The organism is Paenibacillus radicis (ex Xue et al. 2023) (assembly GCF_024722015.1).
Classification (GTDB): domain Bacteria; phylum Bacillota; class Bacilli; order Paenibacillales; family NBRC-103111; genus Paenibacillus_S.
In genome coordinates, this window is record NZ_JANQBD010000013.1 from 19299 (window position 1) to 33576 (window position 14278).

10 protein-coding genes are annotated in these 14278 nt (G+C 45.4%); 1 reads left to right on the forward strand and 9 read right to left on the reverse strand.

Features of this window, described 5'->3' with window-relative positions; translation table 11 throughout:
* Positions 1 to 103 precede the first annotated feature (103 nt).
* The 3 genes from NV381_RS17995 to clpP all read right to left on the reverse strand — a co-directional run bounded on the left by NV381_RS17995 (position 104) and on the right by clpP (position 3169).
* Entirely contained in the window at positions 104 to 1189 is a 1086-nt protein-coding gene (locus tag NV381_RS17995; RefSeq protein ID WP_258214680.1) for a lactonase family protein, read from the reverse strand.
* A gap of 366 nt (positions 1190 to 1555) precedes the next feature.
* A complete protein-coding gene (locus NV381_RS18000; protein ID WP_258214681.1) occupies positions 1556 to 1858 on the reverse strand; it encodes a hypothetical protein in 303 nt (100 codons plus the stop codon).
* A gap of 726 nt (positions 1859 to 2584) precedes the next feature.
* Positions 2585 to 3169, reverse strand: a complete 585-nt coding sequence (gene clpP, locus NV381_RS18005; protein WP_258214682.1) for an ATP-dependent Clp endopeptidase proteolytic subunit ClpP — start codon at positions 3167 to 3169, stop codon at positions 2585 to 2587.
* Positions 3170 to 3409: 240 nt separating this feature from the next.
* Here clpP and NV381_RS18010 point away from each other — a divergent pair, with 240 nt between their 5' ends.
* Entirely contained in the window at positions 3410 to 4153 is a 744-nt protein-coding gene (locus NV381_RS18010; RefSeq protein WP_258214683.1) for an RNA polymerase sigma factor, read from the forward strand.
* Positions 4154 to 4375: 222 nt separating this feature from the next.
* On the opposite strand, the gene NV381_RS18015 is transcribed toward NV381_RS18010, so the two are convergent.
* The 6 genes from NV381_RS18015 to NV381_RS18040 form a co-directional block, all read right to left on the reverse strand.
* Positions 4376 to 5491 carry an oligogalacturonate lyase family protein gene (locus tag NV381_RS18015; RefSeq protein WP_258214684.1) on the reverse strand — a complete coding sequence of 372 codons (1116 nt, stop codon included), beginning with the start codon at positions 5489 to 5491 and terminating at the stop codon, positions 4376 to 4378.
* Between the two features lie 31 nt (positions 5492 to 5522).
* Entirely contained in the window at positions 5523 to 7268 is a 1746-nt protein-coding gene (locus NV381_RS18020) for a hypothetical protein (RefSeq protein WP_258214685.1), read from the reverse strand.
* 78 nt (positions 7269 to 7346) lie between these two features.
* Entirely contained in the window at positions 7347 to 8921 is a 1575-nt protein-coding gene (locus NV381_RS18025; protein WP_258214686.1) for an extracellular solute-binding protein, read from the reverse strand.
* 59 nt (positions 8922 to 8980) lie between these two features.
* Complete coding sequence (locus tag NV381_RS18030; protein ID WP_258214687.1) at positions 8981 to 9877, reverse strand: carbohydrate ABC transporter permease; 897 nt, start codon at positions 9875 to 9877, stop codon at positions 8981 to 8983.
* Between the two features lie 53 nt (positions 9878 to 9930).
* Entirely contained in the window at positions 9931 to 10905 is a 975-nt protein-coding gene (locus tag NV381_RS18035) for an ABC transporter permease (protein WP_308862003.1), read from the reverse strand.
* A gap of 196 nt (positions 10906 to 11101) precedes the next feature.
* Positions 11102 to 13414, reverse strand: a complete 2313-nt coding sequence (locus NV381_RS18040) for a helix-turn-helix domain-containing protein (RefSeq protein ID WP_258214688.1) — start codon at positions 13412 to 13414, stop codon at positions 11102 to 11104.
* Between the last annotated feature and the right edge of the window lie 864 nt (positions 13415 to 14278).

Here is a 14278-nt window from a genome sequence, read left to right on the forward strand (position 1 = left end):
GCAAAGCAACCAATTACATAGATGGGTTGGCTATAAAAAAAAGCAAAAAAAGCGGTTCAGCCCAACTCGGGTCTGAAACCGCCTTTTATTCAAAGAAGCTAATTTACGCTTGAGACGACATAGGATAGAACCGCACGCATGTTGGCTGCGATATTGAAATATGTTGGCCGGTTGAGGTCAGCTTACCGCTCGCCAGGTCGACCTTAAATAGCTGTACCGAATCGGAATCCTTATTGGCTGCGAACAAATAACGGCCGCTTGGAGTCAGGCTGAAATGACGCGGATGACTGCCCAGCGTAGAGGTATGATCTACCAGCGTCAGCATACCCGTTTGCGGATCGATTGAAAATACTACAATGCTATCATGTCCCCGATTGGAGCCGTATAAAAAGGAGCCGCATGGCGATACTTGCACTTCAGCGCAGCTGTTATCGGAGCCATCATATTGCTCCGGAAGCGTATTGACGATTTGCACCGGCTCCAGCTTGCCTGCTTGACGATCATAGGATAGCACCGTCAAGGTTGAGCTGAGCTCCTGAATGACGTAGGCATAATCCAATATCGGGTGAAACGTCATATGCCGCGGCCCTGATCCAGGTGCCAGGTGAACCTCATCATGCGGGATCAGCTTACCTTCTGCTCGATCCAATCGGTATACCATGATTTTATCTAGGCCAAGATCGGGAACAACTACGAATTGATCGGACGGATCAGTGTAAATCGAGTGTGGATGTGCGCTTTCCTGGCGCTTAGGCATAATGCTGCTGCCCTCATGCTTCACCTGATCACATAATTCGCCGATTTCGCCGTCTTTACTGAGCGGCAGCAGGGAAAGTGTGCCACCTGAATAGCTGACCAGCATCAGGAATTGCTCGGCGTGATCTGTATTGATATGAGTTGAGCTCTTGTCTGCAGTGAACTGCTGCCCCAATAAGTTAAGCTTGCCTGTACCCGCTTCAATCCGGTAAGCGACTGCTGCCGACTTAACCGTCTCCCCTTCAGCTTGAGAGAATGCATAAAGAGTCTCATGCTTGGGGCTTAGTTTGATGAACGATGGGTCCTTCAAGCCTGACACGAACTCGATGAAGGACAGCTCCTCTTTTTCTTCGTCAAAATGATAAATATAAATACCCGGCGACTCTTTACCCGCATAGGAACTGAAATAAGCTATGTACTTTGCTGCTTCCATACTTTCATCTCCATTCTTCTTTAAATCATCCCTCCTATTGTATCCTAAATTATTGCTAAAAAGGAATCTCTGTATTCGAAGCCATTTACTTCGAGGATCTGTGAGCTCAATGGATAATGGATTATAAATCATTAGATCAATGGATTGAAGATCATTAGGTCAATGGACCGTAGATCATTAGGTCAATGGATTGAAGATCATTAGGTCAATGGACTGAAGATCGTTAGGTCAATGGACTGAAGATCGTTAGATCAATGGACTGTAGATCGTTAGTACAGTGGACTGAAGATCATTAGATCAATGAATTGAAGATCATTAGTACAATGGACTGAAGATCAATCGAATGAAGATCGTCAGTACAATGGATCAATGGTTCTTGACAAGATCTTGACTGCAATCGACATAGAACGGGTAAACGAGCGTTGGATCATGATCCGGTACCTTTTGAACTTGTGTTTGTGATTGTGTTGTTAATTGAGCTTGTAACCGGGTTTGAGATTCTTCTACTAATATAGTGATTTTTTCATTTTTCAGAGATGGATTGGTTTCAATATCCAAAGAGTGAACCTTTTCATATCCCCTTCTTACAACGTCCATAAACAGAACCAACATAAAGCCAATAACTAATACCACTATTGCATAAATCACAAGCTTTTCATGAAGTGTCATTAATTAGTCCTCCTTAGTGTTTCGCTTTAGTGAACCTTTCTGTATTGGGTTGGAATCATTTAGCTGGCGGCGGATAGGCGGCAGGGTTTCTATGAATCTACTCCTTTTTAATAGATTACCTATTAACTAGTAAAAATGTGCTCGAAAGCTGCTGTCATTATGTGACTTTTATTGTTAATAAATCACTTGACAGTATTCGACATACATGAAAAACCGTGCGAACATTTCTCCGGAGTACCCTGCTTTTTGTTACCTGTAAAGGCACCACATATGGGTTACCATGCAATTTAAATAGCTACCTCATTGAGTAACTTTCAGCCCTATTTATGCATTTAGTAACTTCATCCCCTGCCGCGGATTTAATTAGCTGGAGATTGCGGAGGTAATTTTACTATAAATCACCTTTTCATCCCTATAACTGGAAATCATCCCGCTAATTCCGTCTATTTCGATCAATTATCCTAATATGCACCAAAATAGATGGAGATTTTCCAGTTATAATCACTTAACGGTAATAACCTGGTTTAATTAGCGGGAGGATTTCCATCTAACACATCTCTCACGGATAACCTCAATAGGGCAGATCCCATAAAATGCAAAAAAACCTTCAAACCCACACTAAAGGTGGATTTGAAGGTTCTCTTGCCAAACAAATACAGAGTGGGGATGAGATTGCTAAAAACGACTAATGGGATAGCCTATTTGGACAATTCCTATGCGCCAAATTTACAAAGAAGTAACCACCTGATCGATAATGCCATACTCCTGTGCTTCTTGTGAGGACATGAAATAGTCACGATCCATGTCTTTCTCAACCTTTTCAATCGGCTGGCCCGTCCGTTCGGCGGTGATTTGGTTCAGCTTTGCCCGGATACCCAGAATCCGGTTGGCGGTTATGGCTATATCACTGGCCTGCCCCTTGGCACCACCGTGCGGCTGATGGATCATGATCTCACTGTTCGGCAGCGCGAAACGCTTCCCTTTGGCACCCGCGAGCAGCAGGATCGCCGCAAAAGAAGCAGCAAATCCTGTACAAATAGTATGAACAGGAGGCTTCACAAACTGCATCGTATCATAGATAGCAAACCCTGCCGAGGTAGAGCCGCCCGGACTGTTGATATACATGGAGATTTCCTTTTCCGGGTCCTCCGCCGCCAAAAACAACAATTGAGCAATAATGCTGTTGGCCAGATGATCATCAATTTCAGCCCCAAGAAACACGATTCGATCTTTCAGCAGCCGGGAGTAAATATCGTAAGATCTTTCACCGCGGCCGGTTTGTTCAACCACATAAGGAATAAAAGTACTCATTTTTCCAACCTCCGTTTGATCCGTTATTGTTATTTCATCATTCATCACTTTCACCCTGTAAACGAATCGAAGCTGCCGAAGGATACGGTCTAACGGTATTTGATGATATAATGAGAAAAAACGGAGTGGCCGAAAACTTTTTTTGAAACCTGCGTATCCTTTAAAAGGCTTTATTCGTTTCCATTTAATAAGGATAAAGATCATAGTTAGCATAAAGAACATGGCAAAGGAGAATGCAGGATGATCTTAACGGAAGCTGAAGCAAACACCCGGATTAAGGAAAACCTTGAGGATGGTAAAAGCGTAGAGCAGCTTCAAAACCACCTTAACCGTTATTGCCTATCCCTTACTGGATCGATCTGGGATGCCGAGGACTTGGCTCAGGATACATGGCTTAAAGCTTTAGGCAATTTGAAAAGCCAAGAGCATCATTCCAACCCTGAAGCCTTGTTACTGCGGATTGCAAAAAACACGTGGATTGATCAAACGCGAAGAAATAAGGTGTTGGACCGGATTTTAAAGCGAGAGCAGCCCAAGGTGAGTATGCTGGATAACGATTCTTTCGAGATCGAGGCGGCCTTCCAGGCTTTGATGAAGCATCTGTCCCCCCTCCAGAGAACTGTTTTTTTACTGAGGGATGTATTAGGGTTTTCAATCGGGGATGCGGCAAAATTGCTTAAAACAACCGAGGGGGCTATGAAAGCGGCGCTTCACCGGGCACGCCATGCACTTGAAGCCGTCAAATTTGATTTGAAACAAGGCACGCTTTCGCTGCCTGAGGAAGAAGAGCTGCGAGCTTTCCTAAGAGCGATTGCCTCTGCTTATCAGATAGGAGATATTACTGCACTAATGGAGCTATCCCTGCGGGGCGAAGCTGTACCTGCTGCTGCCATCGGGATCGTCCAATACAAGCTGCTCCAAAGCTCCCGTTCCTCCTTGCGACGGAGTTCCAATTCCCAACCTAACGCACGGATGGCTGCATAGCTTAGTAACTAAGAGCTTGTACCGCAATAGATATAACAGAAAGAGGCTGCGCCAAAAGGGTGTCAGTGAATGAGTCAATCCCAAGCTATGTACAAAGACGCCTCCAAAACCACTACGTAAGTGGGGATGGAAGCGTCTTTGTATAGGGAAACTCCCATTCGAGTGGGGATTCGAAAATCCACAAATGACTTTCGAGACAGCCGTTTTTCATGCTTTAATTCTTTAATTCAAGTCTATTTTATAAATGCAAGGAATACCTTCCATATCCGATGTGAAAATAATAAACGAACCATCCGGTGCAAAAGCGGGATGCGGATGAGCGTCCTGAGTATTCCCATAAGGCTTCCAACTTGTTCCATGGGAGCATAGCTTTTCCTCACGCCGCTGTTGTACATCAATCAGATAAATAAAATGCTGCTCACTTAGCTGACCATCCCCTACGATGTTGGAATTATTATAATTGGAAATAAAATGACAATACTTGGAGCTATCCATCCAAATCTCTTCTTCCAAAGTGAATGGGTCCATAAACCGGATGCTTTCGTGCAGCTCATAATCCTTATGTCTGTATACAAAAGCAAACCTGGAGCCGTCAGCAAGCCAATATTCATGTGTGATCAATTCGTCATGCGTTTGCGTTTTGGCACAGCGCAGGTTCGTCCCGTCTGCTTGAATAAGCCACAGCCTGGCGTCAATCAGATGACCGGGACCTTCATGGCAGAATAGAACCGTTGACGGATCATGTGGCCGAAGCTGCGGATGACCTAACCAACAATTCAATTCCTCATGAACGATATGGCTGGTCTGCCGCTCAATATCGACATAGACGATTCGACAGTGCGGCTTAATCGCCCATTGCGGCTCGAAGGTCGACCAATCCCCATTACTCGGGACGACATCATTCTCGTTCATTTCTACCAACACCAAATACTTGTCATCCGAGCTTAATCCCGGATTCGGATTCGGATTCCAGCCGTCCGGTGATTCATAGAAGGCTTCCTCATCCAGAGTGTCCATATCCAAACGAATGATCTGTTTGTCTCGACAATATATCAGGTAACGATCATCACTGGTGAGACTGCAGCCGAAATCATGGACTCCCGCTCCTTCGGTTAATTGCACTGCCGAGCCATCGCGCAGATCCATTCGATATAAATGGCGCTGCTCATTCCTCTCACTTGCATAAATCAGGTAGCGGTTATCATTAGTGATCATCTTATAATAGAAATATGGATGATGATTCACTTGCTCTGGAGCTGTAAGCCGGGTCAGCATTTTTCCGGTATACGGATCCTTGAATGTATGAAATTCATTGTAAATAACAGAGCCCTTGGCCATTGTGACACTCCCTCCCATCCTTGAGTCCTACTTATCTCAGCCGCATCATTTCCTGTTTTTCCGCAGGCTGGAGTGGTAATGTCAACTTCAGATTAGCACCGTTGGCCGTCCGGAACTCAGCATATACCTCACAAGCATCGGCGGAGCCGCCATGGGAAGCCTCTGTCTCCATACCGGCATAATCGGCTGAAGCATCCAATGCTCCTCCATCCCCTTCGCTCAAACGGAAGGCAAATACCAGCAGCGCCTGCTGCATGGAGCGGAAATCAAACCGTTTCCTCTCCCCGGCATATACAACATAATCGAGACACAGCTTCTGCTCATCACGAGTGAGCTCCCAACTCGTCGACTCGGCATCAAACGCAGCAAACAACGTCTTTACATTCATCGTTGTACCTGCGATTTGCACAGATATTGCTTTCGCAGCTGGCTCAAAGGCATGAGCCTCTACTTGCTCCAAGCTGCCGCCGATTTCAAATCGCAGCCTTAGATCTGAAGCTTCTATCGTTCCGTCTATGGGATCGAGACCGATATGGGTATCTCCACCATTGGTGCAGAACCCGATACCGAACAGTATGTCCGCCTGCTGCTGAACGCTTGAATATACCGCCGAGGAATAATCATAGCCGTCATGCAGAAACCGTAGGTGAATATAGCTGAAACTGTCGCCATTCTGGGTATAGCCAAGCAAATTACGGCGTTGATTCCACATGACGTCCTTGCTGAATGTGCCCACGCTGATGGGACCGCTCATATAAGTGGTAGCCTCATTCACTGTGCGACCCCATTCATCTTTATGAATAGCTTGCAGAATCGTGGATGTTTCTGTATGTTGAAACGCGGGCAAATACGCTTCCGGGCAATGAATCTCATTTCCATACCAATCCAAATTGTATATAATATCTTCATTTGCCCGTAAAGAAAGGACCCCTCCGCTTGCCATTTGCAAGAACGATAACACCTCCGGTGTCATCACCGTGCTGTAGCTGCGGCTGTGCGGTCCTGACCATTGCCGGCTCGGCGCATGGAAATGCTCCGCCACCATGCGCCAGGCGACATCCAGCATGCCGGCGCTAAGCTCCTTCGCCTCTGCTTGGCTTGTGGCCGTATGAATGCTAGCCAGTTCTTGGATCGCCACGATCGTATAAGTCGGGCTATTATACTCCTGGAACGTGCCCAGCTCCTTCGTGTAATCGCTGAATTTGCGCAGCCGCTCGAGCCCATAATCCGCATACGGCTTGTGCCCGTATACTTCTCCTGTAAGTAAGGTGACGAACGCGCCCATTATGGCGATATTCGTATAGCCGGGACCGACGTTGCGCTTAATAATCGCATCGCAGGCACAGAATAAAGCATGTCGAATCTGCTCTCTTAAGGCAGGACTGAGCAGCCCGGAATGCCTCTGCTCGGCAAGCACCAGCCGCTTCCCGCAGAAATCGGCCCAGTTCCAGTCGGGCGGCGCCATCATCGTTAACGGCTCCTCCATGAACCAGGACCATATACCGAACGTAGCATTCTCACGATTCTGGTCCTGCAGCCCGATCACCTTCTCTATGATAGCGGAAGCCCGCTCCACATTTTCCGGCAGTCCGCTATCAAGCAGTCCTAACGCATAAATAAAAGCAGCAAGCGTCGGATGCGTATAATCCACATTTTTCAACGTGCTGTGGTAGCCAGGGGTGCGGAACGGCTTGCGAACCATCTTCACCTCCGGGGTATATTCCTTGTGCCAGCTGTCCAATTGCTGTAAAAGCATTTGCTTATGATCGAACGACATAATAGAGTACACACTCCTTATTCGGTTTAAGCCCCCAGCCCCTTCCGGAGCGGGAGGCTCCGCAGCGCATCTAAATGCTTACTTACCTTTCACATTTTTCTCATACCATTGCTGTGCCAGCTTATCTACATTATCGCCGCCCAGACGCTTCCATTCCTTGCGCAGCTGCTCGATGCCCCATTGCGCATTGTATTGGCTGCCGCCAGTGATGACTTTCGTTTCGATCTCCTCGGCTAACGGAGTGAAGGAGGTTGCCGTCTCGCTAAGCTCCGGGAACGTCGGGTTGAACGGAATATCGCGTCTGAATTTGTTCTTCATTGCTACCTTCAGCGACTCACCCTGAACTTTCGCATAATCCTGTGAAATGGCGTCCTGCGCGGCCATAATCGGGAAGTCCTCCGGTTTCGGACTCCATTGGTCCAGTATTGCATACTCAGGAGCATAGATCGTTTCCTTTTTGTTTTTCTCCGCATCAATCGCTTGCGGCACTCCATTCAGCAGCTTGTAATGAACTCCTTCTTGACCGAATCTGACATCAAACCAGTTCTTCTCAACCATCCAATCCAACAGCTTTACAGCCGCTTCCGGATCCTTCATATTTTTATTAAATACAATCAGCTTGTTAGCAGGTGGCTCCTGGAACAGCCCGAACTTACCATACTTCGTGGATACAGGCTCCAAAGGAACGAGCTTGGAATCCGGCACATTCTGCTTAAGCTCTCGGTATTCAGGCGAAATATTCCAGCTCGCCATATAGACGCCTGCTTTTCCCGTAACAAACAGCTGTCTTTCCTTTTGATAGTTTTTGTCAGTGATATATTCTTTGTCAATCAGTCCTTCGTCAAATGCTGTTTTCATTAAGGACAACACGTCCGCATAACGGTCGGTAAAGTTTCCTTTTACCATCTTATCGTTCTCCAGATACCATAATCCGCTGTGGGCCGCGTACATCGCCTGTATAATCCCCGTATAGTTAAAGTTGAAGGCAGCGCCAAGCGTATCATTCTTCCCGTTGCCATCCGGGTCCTTTTCCTTAAAAGCTCTCATGACAGTCAACAGCTCATCCATAGTCGTAGGAGTTTTCAACCCAAGCTTATCAAGCCAATCCTGGCGAATCCACATTCCATGGTTGGCAATCGCATCAATACCGCGTGCACTCGTCGCAATGTAAGTTTTGCCGTCAAACTGCGTATAAGGCTTAAGCTCTGGATGCGCTTTCAAGTAGTTTTTATAAGAGGTGCTGTATTTCTCAATATAATCGTCTATTGGTTGTATGGCCCCCTGATCCTTCAAAGTTGACATATAGTCGCGGCCAAATTCCCACATCAGATCAGGCGCCTCGCCCGCTGCAATCAATGTGTTCAGCTTCTTCGTTGACTCCGTACGTACGACGGGCACCCATTTCACGTTAATGCCCGATTTCTCATTTATATACATGGTAGTCCGGTTGCTCTCGTAAGTTCCTTCATCACTTGCTACTTGACCTCGATCCAGAATCGAAACGCTGACTTCCAGCTTTTTCTTTTTGTCTGTTCCGCCATCCTTCTTCCCTGCATCTCCGCTGCTATCCGTACTGCCATCCGAGGAGCATGCCGCAATCGTCAATAGGGCCGCCGCCATCACGAGCGCCATATGCTTTCTTTTTACCATCATCGTCCGCCTCCATATTTGATTTTTAAAATCGCAACAGACAGGCCTTCTTGGAATCTGCCCTAACCTTTAATAGAACCGATCAAAACACCTTTAACAAAGTACTTTTGAAGAAAAGGATAGATACATAAAATCGGCATAACGGAAATGATGATAGCTGCAGCCCTGATGCCTTCCGGTGTAACCAAATTTTGCATCATAGCACCTTCACCGCCGCTTGTAGCATTCGAATTGAGTAGATTCAGACTGGTTGTATCAATCATCTGCAGCAGCTTGACCATAAGAGACAGCTTCCCTGAGCTCGTAATGTACATCAGCACATTCATATACGAATTCCACCAGCTTACCGCATAAAATAATGTCAGAGCCGCTATGATAGGCATCGATAAAGGCAGAATGATTTTCCAAATAATTACCAAATCATTAGCGCCATCTATTGCAGCCGATTCTTCCAATTCCGCGGGCAGGTTCTCAAAAAACGTTTTCATAACGAAAAAGTTGTACGTGCTGAGCAGACCGGGCAGCCAAAGTGCCCAATAGGTATTCATAATTCCCAATGTTTTGATCAGAATGTAATTAGGGATTAATCCGCCGCCAAACAGCATTGTGAAGGTAATGATCATCAGAATGAGATTTCTTCCCTTCAACCGTTTCCTGCTTAAAGGATATGCCGCTATAATCGTAGCTACAATATTTAATGCCGTCCCCAATACCGTGATCAATAGGGTGTTTTTCATCGCATTAAACAGCTGGCCATCATCAATCAAATTTGAAAAGGATATAAAAGTAATTTCCTTCGGCCACAGAAACACTTCCCCGGACATGATAGCCCGCGAACTGCTCATGGATGTTGCCAGCACATGAATGAACGGAAATAACGTCATCATGGCAAGCACAGCCAATAATACATAGATAAGGCCGAAGAGCAGCTTTATTGTAAACGACTGACTGCCGGACATCGCATCCCCCTCCTAACAGTTTTCGTAAGAAAACTTACTTCGTAAGCATAGACTTACCATAGCCCGTTCTCACCCATGGCTTTAATAATTTTATTAACACTTACGACCAAAACAAGTCCAATAATCGATTGAAACAAACCAAGCGCGGTAGTGTAGCTGTATTGCGAGCCTTCCAAACCAACATGATACACATAAGTGCTAATAACGTTGGAAACTTCATATACAGCTTTATTTTGCATGACAAAAATATGCTCGAAGCCGACATCCATCATCTGCCCGACACGTAAAATAAGCAAAATAGCAATCGTACTGCGGATACCTGGGAGTGTTACATGCCATATGCGGCGCAGCTTGCTGGCCCCGTCGATTTTGGCCGCCTCATACAGCTGAGGATCAATCCCGGCAATTGCCGCGAGGTATAGAATCGTGCCCCAACCGGCATTTTGCCAAATTCCTGATAAAATGAACATAATCGGCCACCAAAAGTTATTGGCCATGAAATAAATCGGCTCAATTCCGAGCAGCTTGACGAGCACAATATTAACGACACCCGTAGAAGGGGACAAAAGAGCGATGACGATACCTCCAAGCACAACCCATGATATAAAATGAGGGATGTAGAGCAGGTTTTGAATCGTCCGTTTGTACCACTCAATTCGGACTTCGTTCAATAGAATGGCCAGTACAATGGGTACCGGAAAGGCGAATACAATGCCGTAGATGTTCAGCAGCAGCGTATTTTTTAATACTTTGAAAAAATCGGGACTTGTAAACAGTCTCTCGAAATGCTTAAGTCCTACCCATTGACTCCCCCAGATTCCATCGGCAAACCGATAATTTTTAAAAGCAATGATCTCGCCGAACATCGGGGCATACTTGAAGGTGAAATAGTACGCTAATATAGGAAGAAGCAGCAGGTACAAATATTTATCCCGCTTTAAGTATTTCCATGCCAGCTTCAGCCTGTTTGTTCGCACCGATTGCCTGACCCCTGCTTGTGCGGCTGCCCCGCCCATTTGTGATTTCATAGCTACACCTCCCTTCTGCTCTGCTGGTTACAACCTTATGGTAGCCGCAGCAGGACTGTTTTGAAAATATTCCCTTTTTATGCTCTGCGCTTTTTTTAATGATATGGGTATGTTCATTTTTTATCCTCTTCACTTCTTTTAAGGTAATGGGGGCTTCCACTAAAGGAATAAGGATACTCTGCTGCATAGGAACTCATCACCCTCGGGGGGCTTTGTTATGGTTTTCCCTGAATTCCCCTGGCGTTTGTCCTGTATATTTCTTGAAAATACGAATAAAGCTTTGCGTGCTGTTATAGCCGACACTCTCCGCTATCGCATTAACCTTCCGCTTGGGATCAAGCAGCAGCTCCTTGGATTTCTCCATACGGAACTGAATCAAGCAATCCATGAAATTCGTTTCAGTCGTTTCCTTGAACAGCTTGCTTAAATACGGAACGCTTAACTGGAACTGCGAGGCTAACAGATTAAGAGACAGGTCGCTGTCCATGTAATGCTGCTCCATGTACTCCATCACCTGCTTGATCGTATCGTTATTCCCTCTGCTCAAGCGCTTTTCTTCCGTTCGAACAATTAATTGATGCAGGAAGGTGGAAATATAGCTCTTAATATCGTCCACATTGGCGCAGGACTCGATTCGGTTATATATATTTTCCTTAGGATCAAGAAACTCCTTAATTTCCAGCCCTTTATCGGATATAACCTTAATCGATTTCATAATTAATTGAATGCACATCTGTTTGATCATTTCCGGCGGGACGTTGCTTGCAATTATTTCTCCAAAAATTTTGTCCAGCTGAGCTTCCAGCTTCACCTTATCCGTGTCACGGATGTAGTTAACCACCGAATCGCTCATCCCCGAAATGCGATAAAATTTATCGTTATGGTTGTTCCCTGCAATATCATCAATAGATACAACTGAGTTATCGCCCATGATCAGCTTGTATTTCAGAGCATTCAGCGCTTCTTGATAGGAGCTGTGAATCCCCTCCAAATGCAATTGAGGACGACCTACTCCAATCGTAACCGTTTGCTTGAAATGGCCCTCCACGTAATCCTTAACGAGGTCGGCTACCTGTAAAGCTTGAATCTGATTGCCTTGGCTGTCATCCTCTTCAAAGCTCATTATTACAGCGACTCTTCCATCCGTTAACTCCACCGACACTCCTTTGCAAACGCCGGCAACCAGTTCCTCCGCAACATTGCTAATGGCATAGGTGAACAAATAGACATCCCGCGGGGTCGCTATATCCTGAATGCGATCCAATTCTATGACCAGAACAACAAAACGAACATCGTACAGGCTAATGCCAAGCATGTCAAAATACGGCTTCATCCGACTATAATTCGTCTTATCGCCCATCATTAAGCTCATAATGGACCGCCATTTCAAGGCAGGCAAACTTTCATTCATCTGCTTTTGCAAGGTTTCGTTATCAGAAATAATTTGTTTGAAAAACTTTTCCATGTACGTAAGATCGCCGGGACGGCCAATTTTCTTCTCAGTAATCGAGCGGAAGAACAGCTCCAACGGGCGAAACGTGTAGTTGCTTACTGCAAACACTAGTACGATTGCGAGCAGAAACATCCCTACGGCAATGGTCAACAGCAGATTACGAATAATTTGCAGCGGCCGGTTCATCTCCGGGTTCGGGATGATGCTCACATACTTCCAACCGTTATAAGCGGATGTCAAATAAAACGTAGTATAACTGCCGTTATCCGTATTTTGCGTTAAATAACCGCTATCTGTCAGCTGCTCCAATCTTGGAGCCCCTTCAATACTGCTTACAGGCTGAAACAGCTGCTTCTTGTCTTGGGACGATATAATCATTCCCCGCTCATTGATCACCAAGGTTTGCCCTGCCCTCTGTTTATCCACATTCTGAATCAAATTGGAGACTGTATTTTCAGCGACATTTACGATAATAGCCCCTTTGCGAAACTGCGGGATGCTAATGAGCGGGTAAGAGCGAACCAGAGTAATCACATTTTTATCAAGATGCAGACCAGAACTAATCTCTGTAATTTTCCTCGTGTCTAGCCACTTCTGATAGCTTGTCATAGATGTAAAAGCATCACGCCAGTTCATATCGTAAAAGTCAGCTTCATCGGAAAAAGTAGTATCGGTCAGCAAACTTTTGTTCTCCAGAGAATACAAATAGAAGGATGAAATATTGCTGTTTGCGAACATCAATGCCTTAAACCGGTCATTCAACACTCGAAAATGGTTAAACCGCAAATCGTCATTAGCGTATCTCCCATGCAGAAAGAAGGACACATCCGGCTCTTGAATAAAGTTAATCGTGTTGGTATCGATTTCCCGGAGCATCATTTCGATTTTTTGCTGAATCAGATTTAGCAGCGCGACATTCGTGCTCCGCACTTGATCCTCAAGGCTGCCCTTAGAGCTTAAGTAGGAAAGCCAGACGGTTGAAGAAATAATTAACAAGAAAAATATCCCATAGATGACTTTAAACCTTGCAGAAATGTTCCCCTGTAAAAAGTTCATGAGGATGGCTCTCCTTTCAAATATCGCAAGCTGTAACCGTATTCATCATCAGCATAGCATAACTAGCCACGTTTAAGGGACATCAAAATAGTTTAGGAAACTTGCTGTCGAGAGGACACCAGCTGCCCCGTTAATCGCAGCGGTATATTCACGAAAATGAGGTGATAGCGGAAGCACTACTTCCTTTATCACCTGAAAAGCTCAAAAAACAACGGAATAGCTAATTCCGTTATCGCTCTGTTTTGGTGCATAGTACACCTATTTCGCTCCAATAACGGAATTTCCTGAACTCCCCTGCAGGTGTTCCATGTACAGTTAGCTTCGTTATACTTTTAACGAAGAGATCCCCTGCATCTAAACAATGCGCCAGTACTGCATCCATGGAAGTTGAGGGCAATGCGGAAGTAATTGTTCCTTTATAGCCTGAAAAGTCCAAAAAACAGAGTAATAAAGGAACAGCCAGTTCCGTTATCACTCTGTTTTTTGTGCATAAATGCCCCATTCGGCCAACATAACGGAATTCCCACTTCCGCTATTGCCCCAGATTGGCGGCGGCAGATGGAATAACGGAACTCTCCGTTCCGTACAAAATCCTCCAGGACTAATCGCCGCTATTTACATAAAATCCCCTTGATCATGGGGTGCATTCAAGATCTTAAGCTCTAATGTAGCTCTAATCTAAGCAAGGTAGGCAGGTTACTCGCTCATTTTTCATTCCTTCAAACAGCTTTCTGATCGAAATTCTTTCATTGAAGATACATTTCAATCTTAAGGGCAGCGGTAGCTTTTCTTGCAATATCAGAATTGTTCAGCTCTGCTGAAAACTTATTAATTCTGATATTTTAAAATAACGACAGCCCCGAT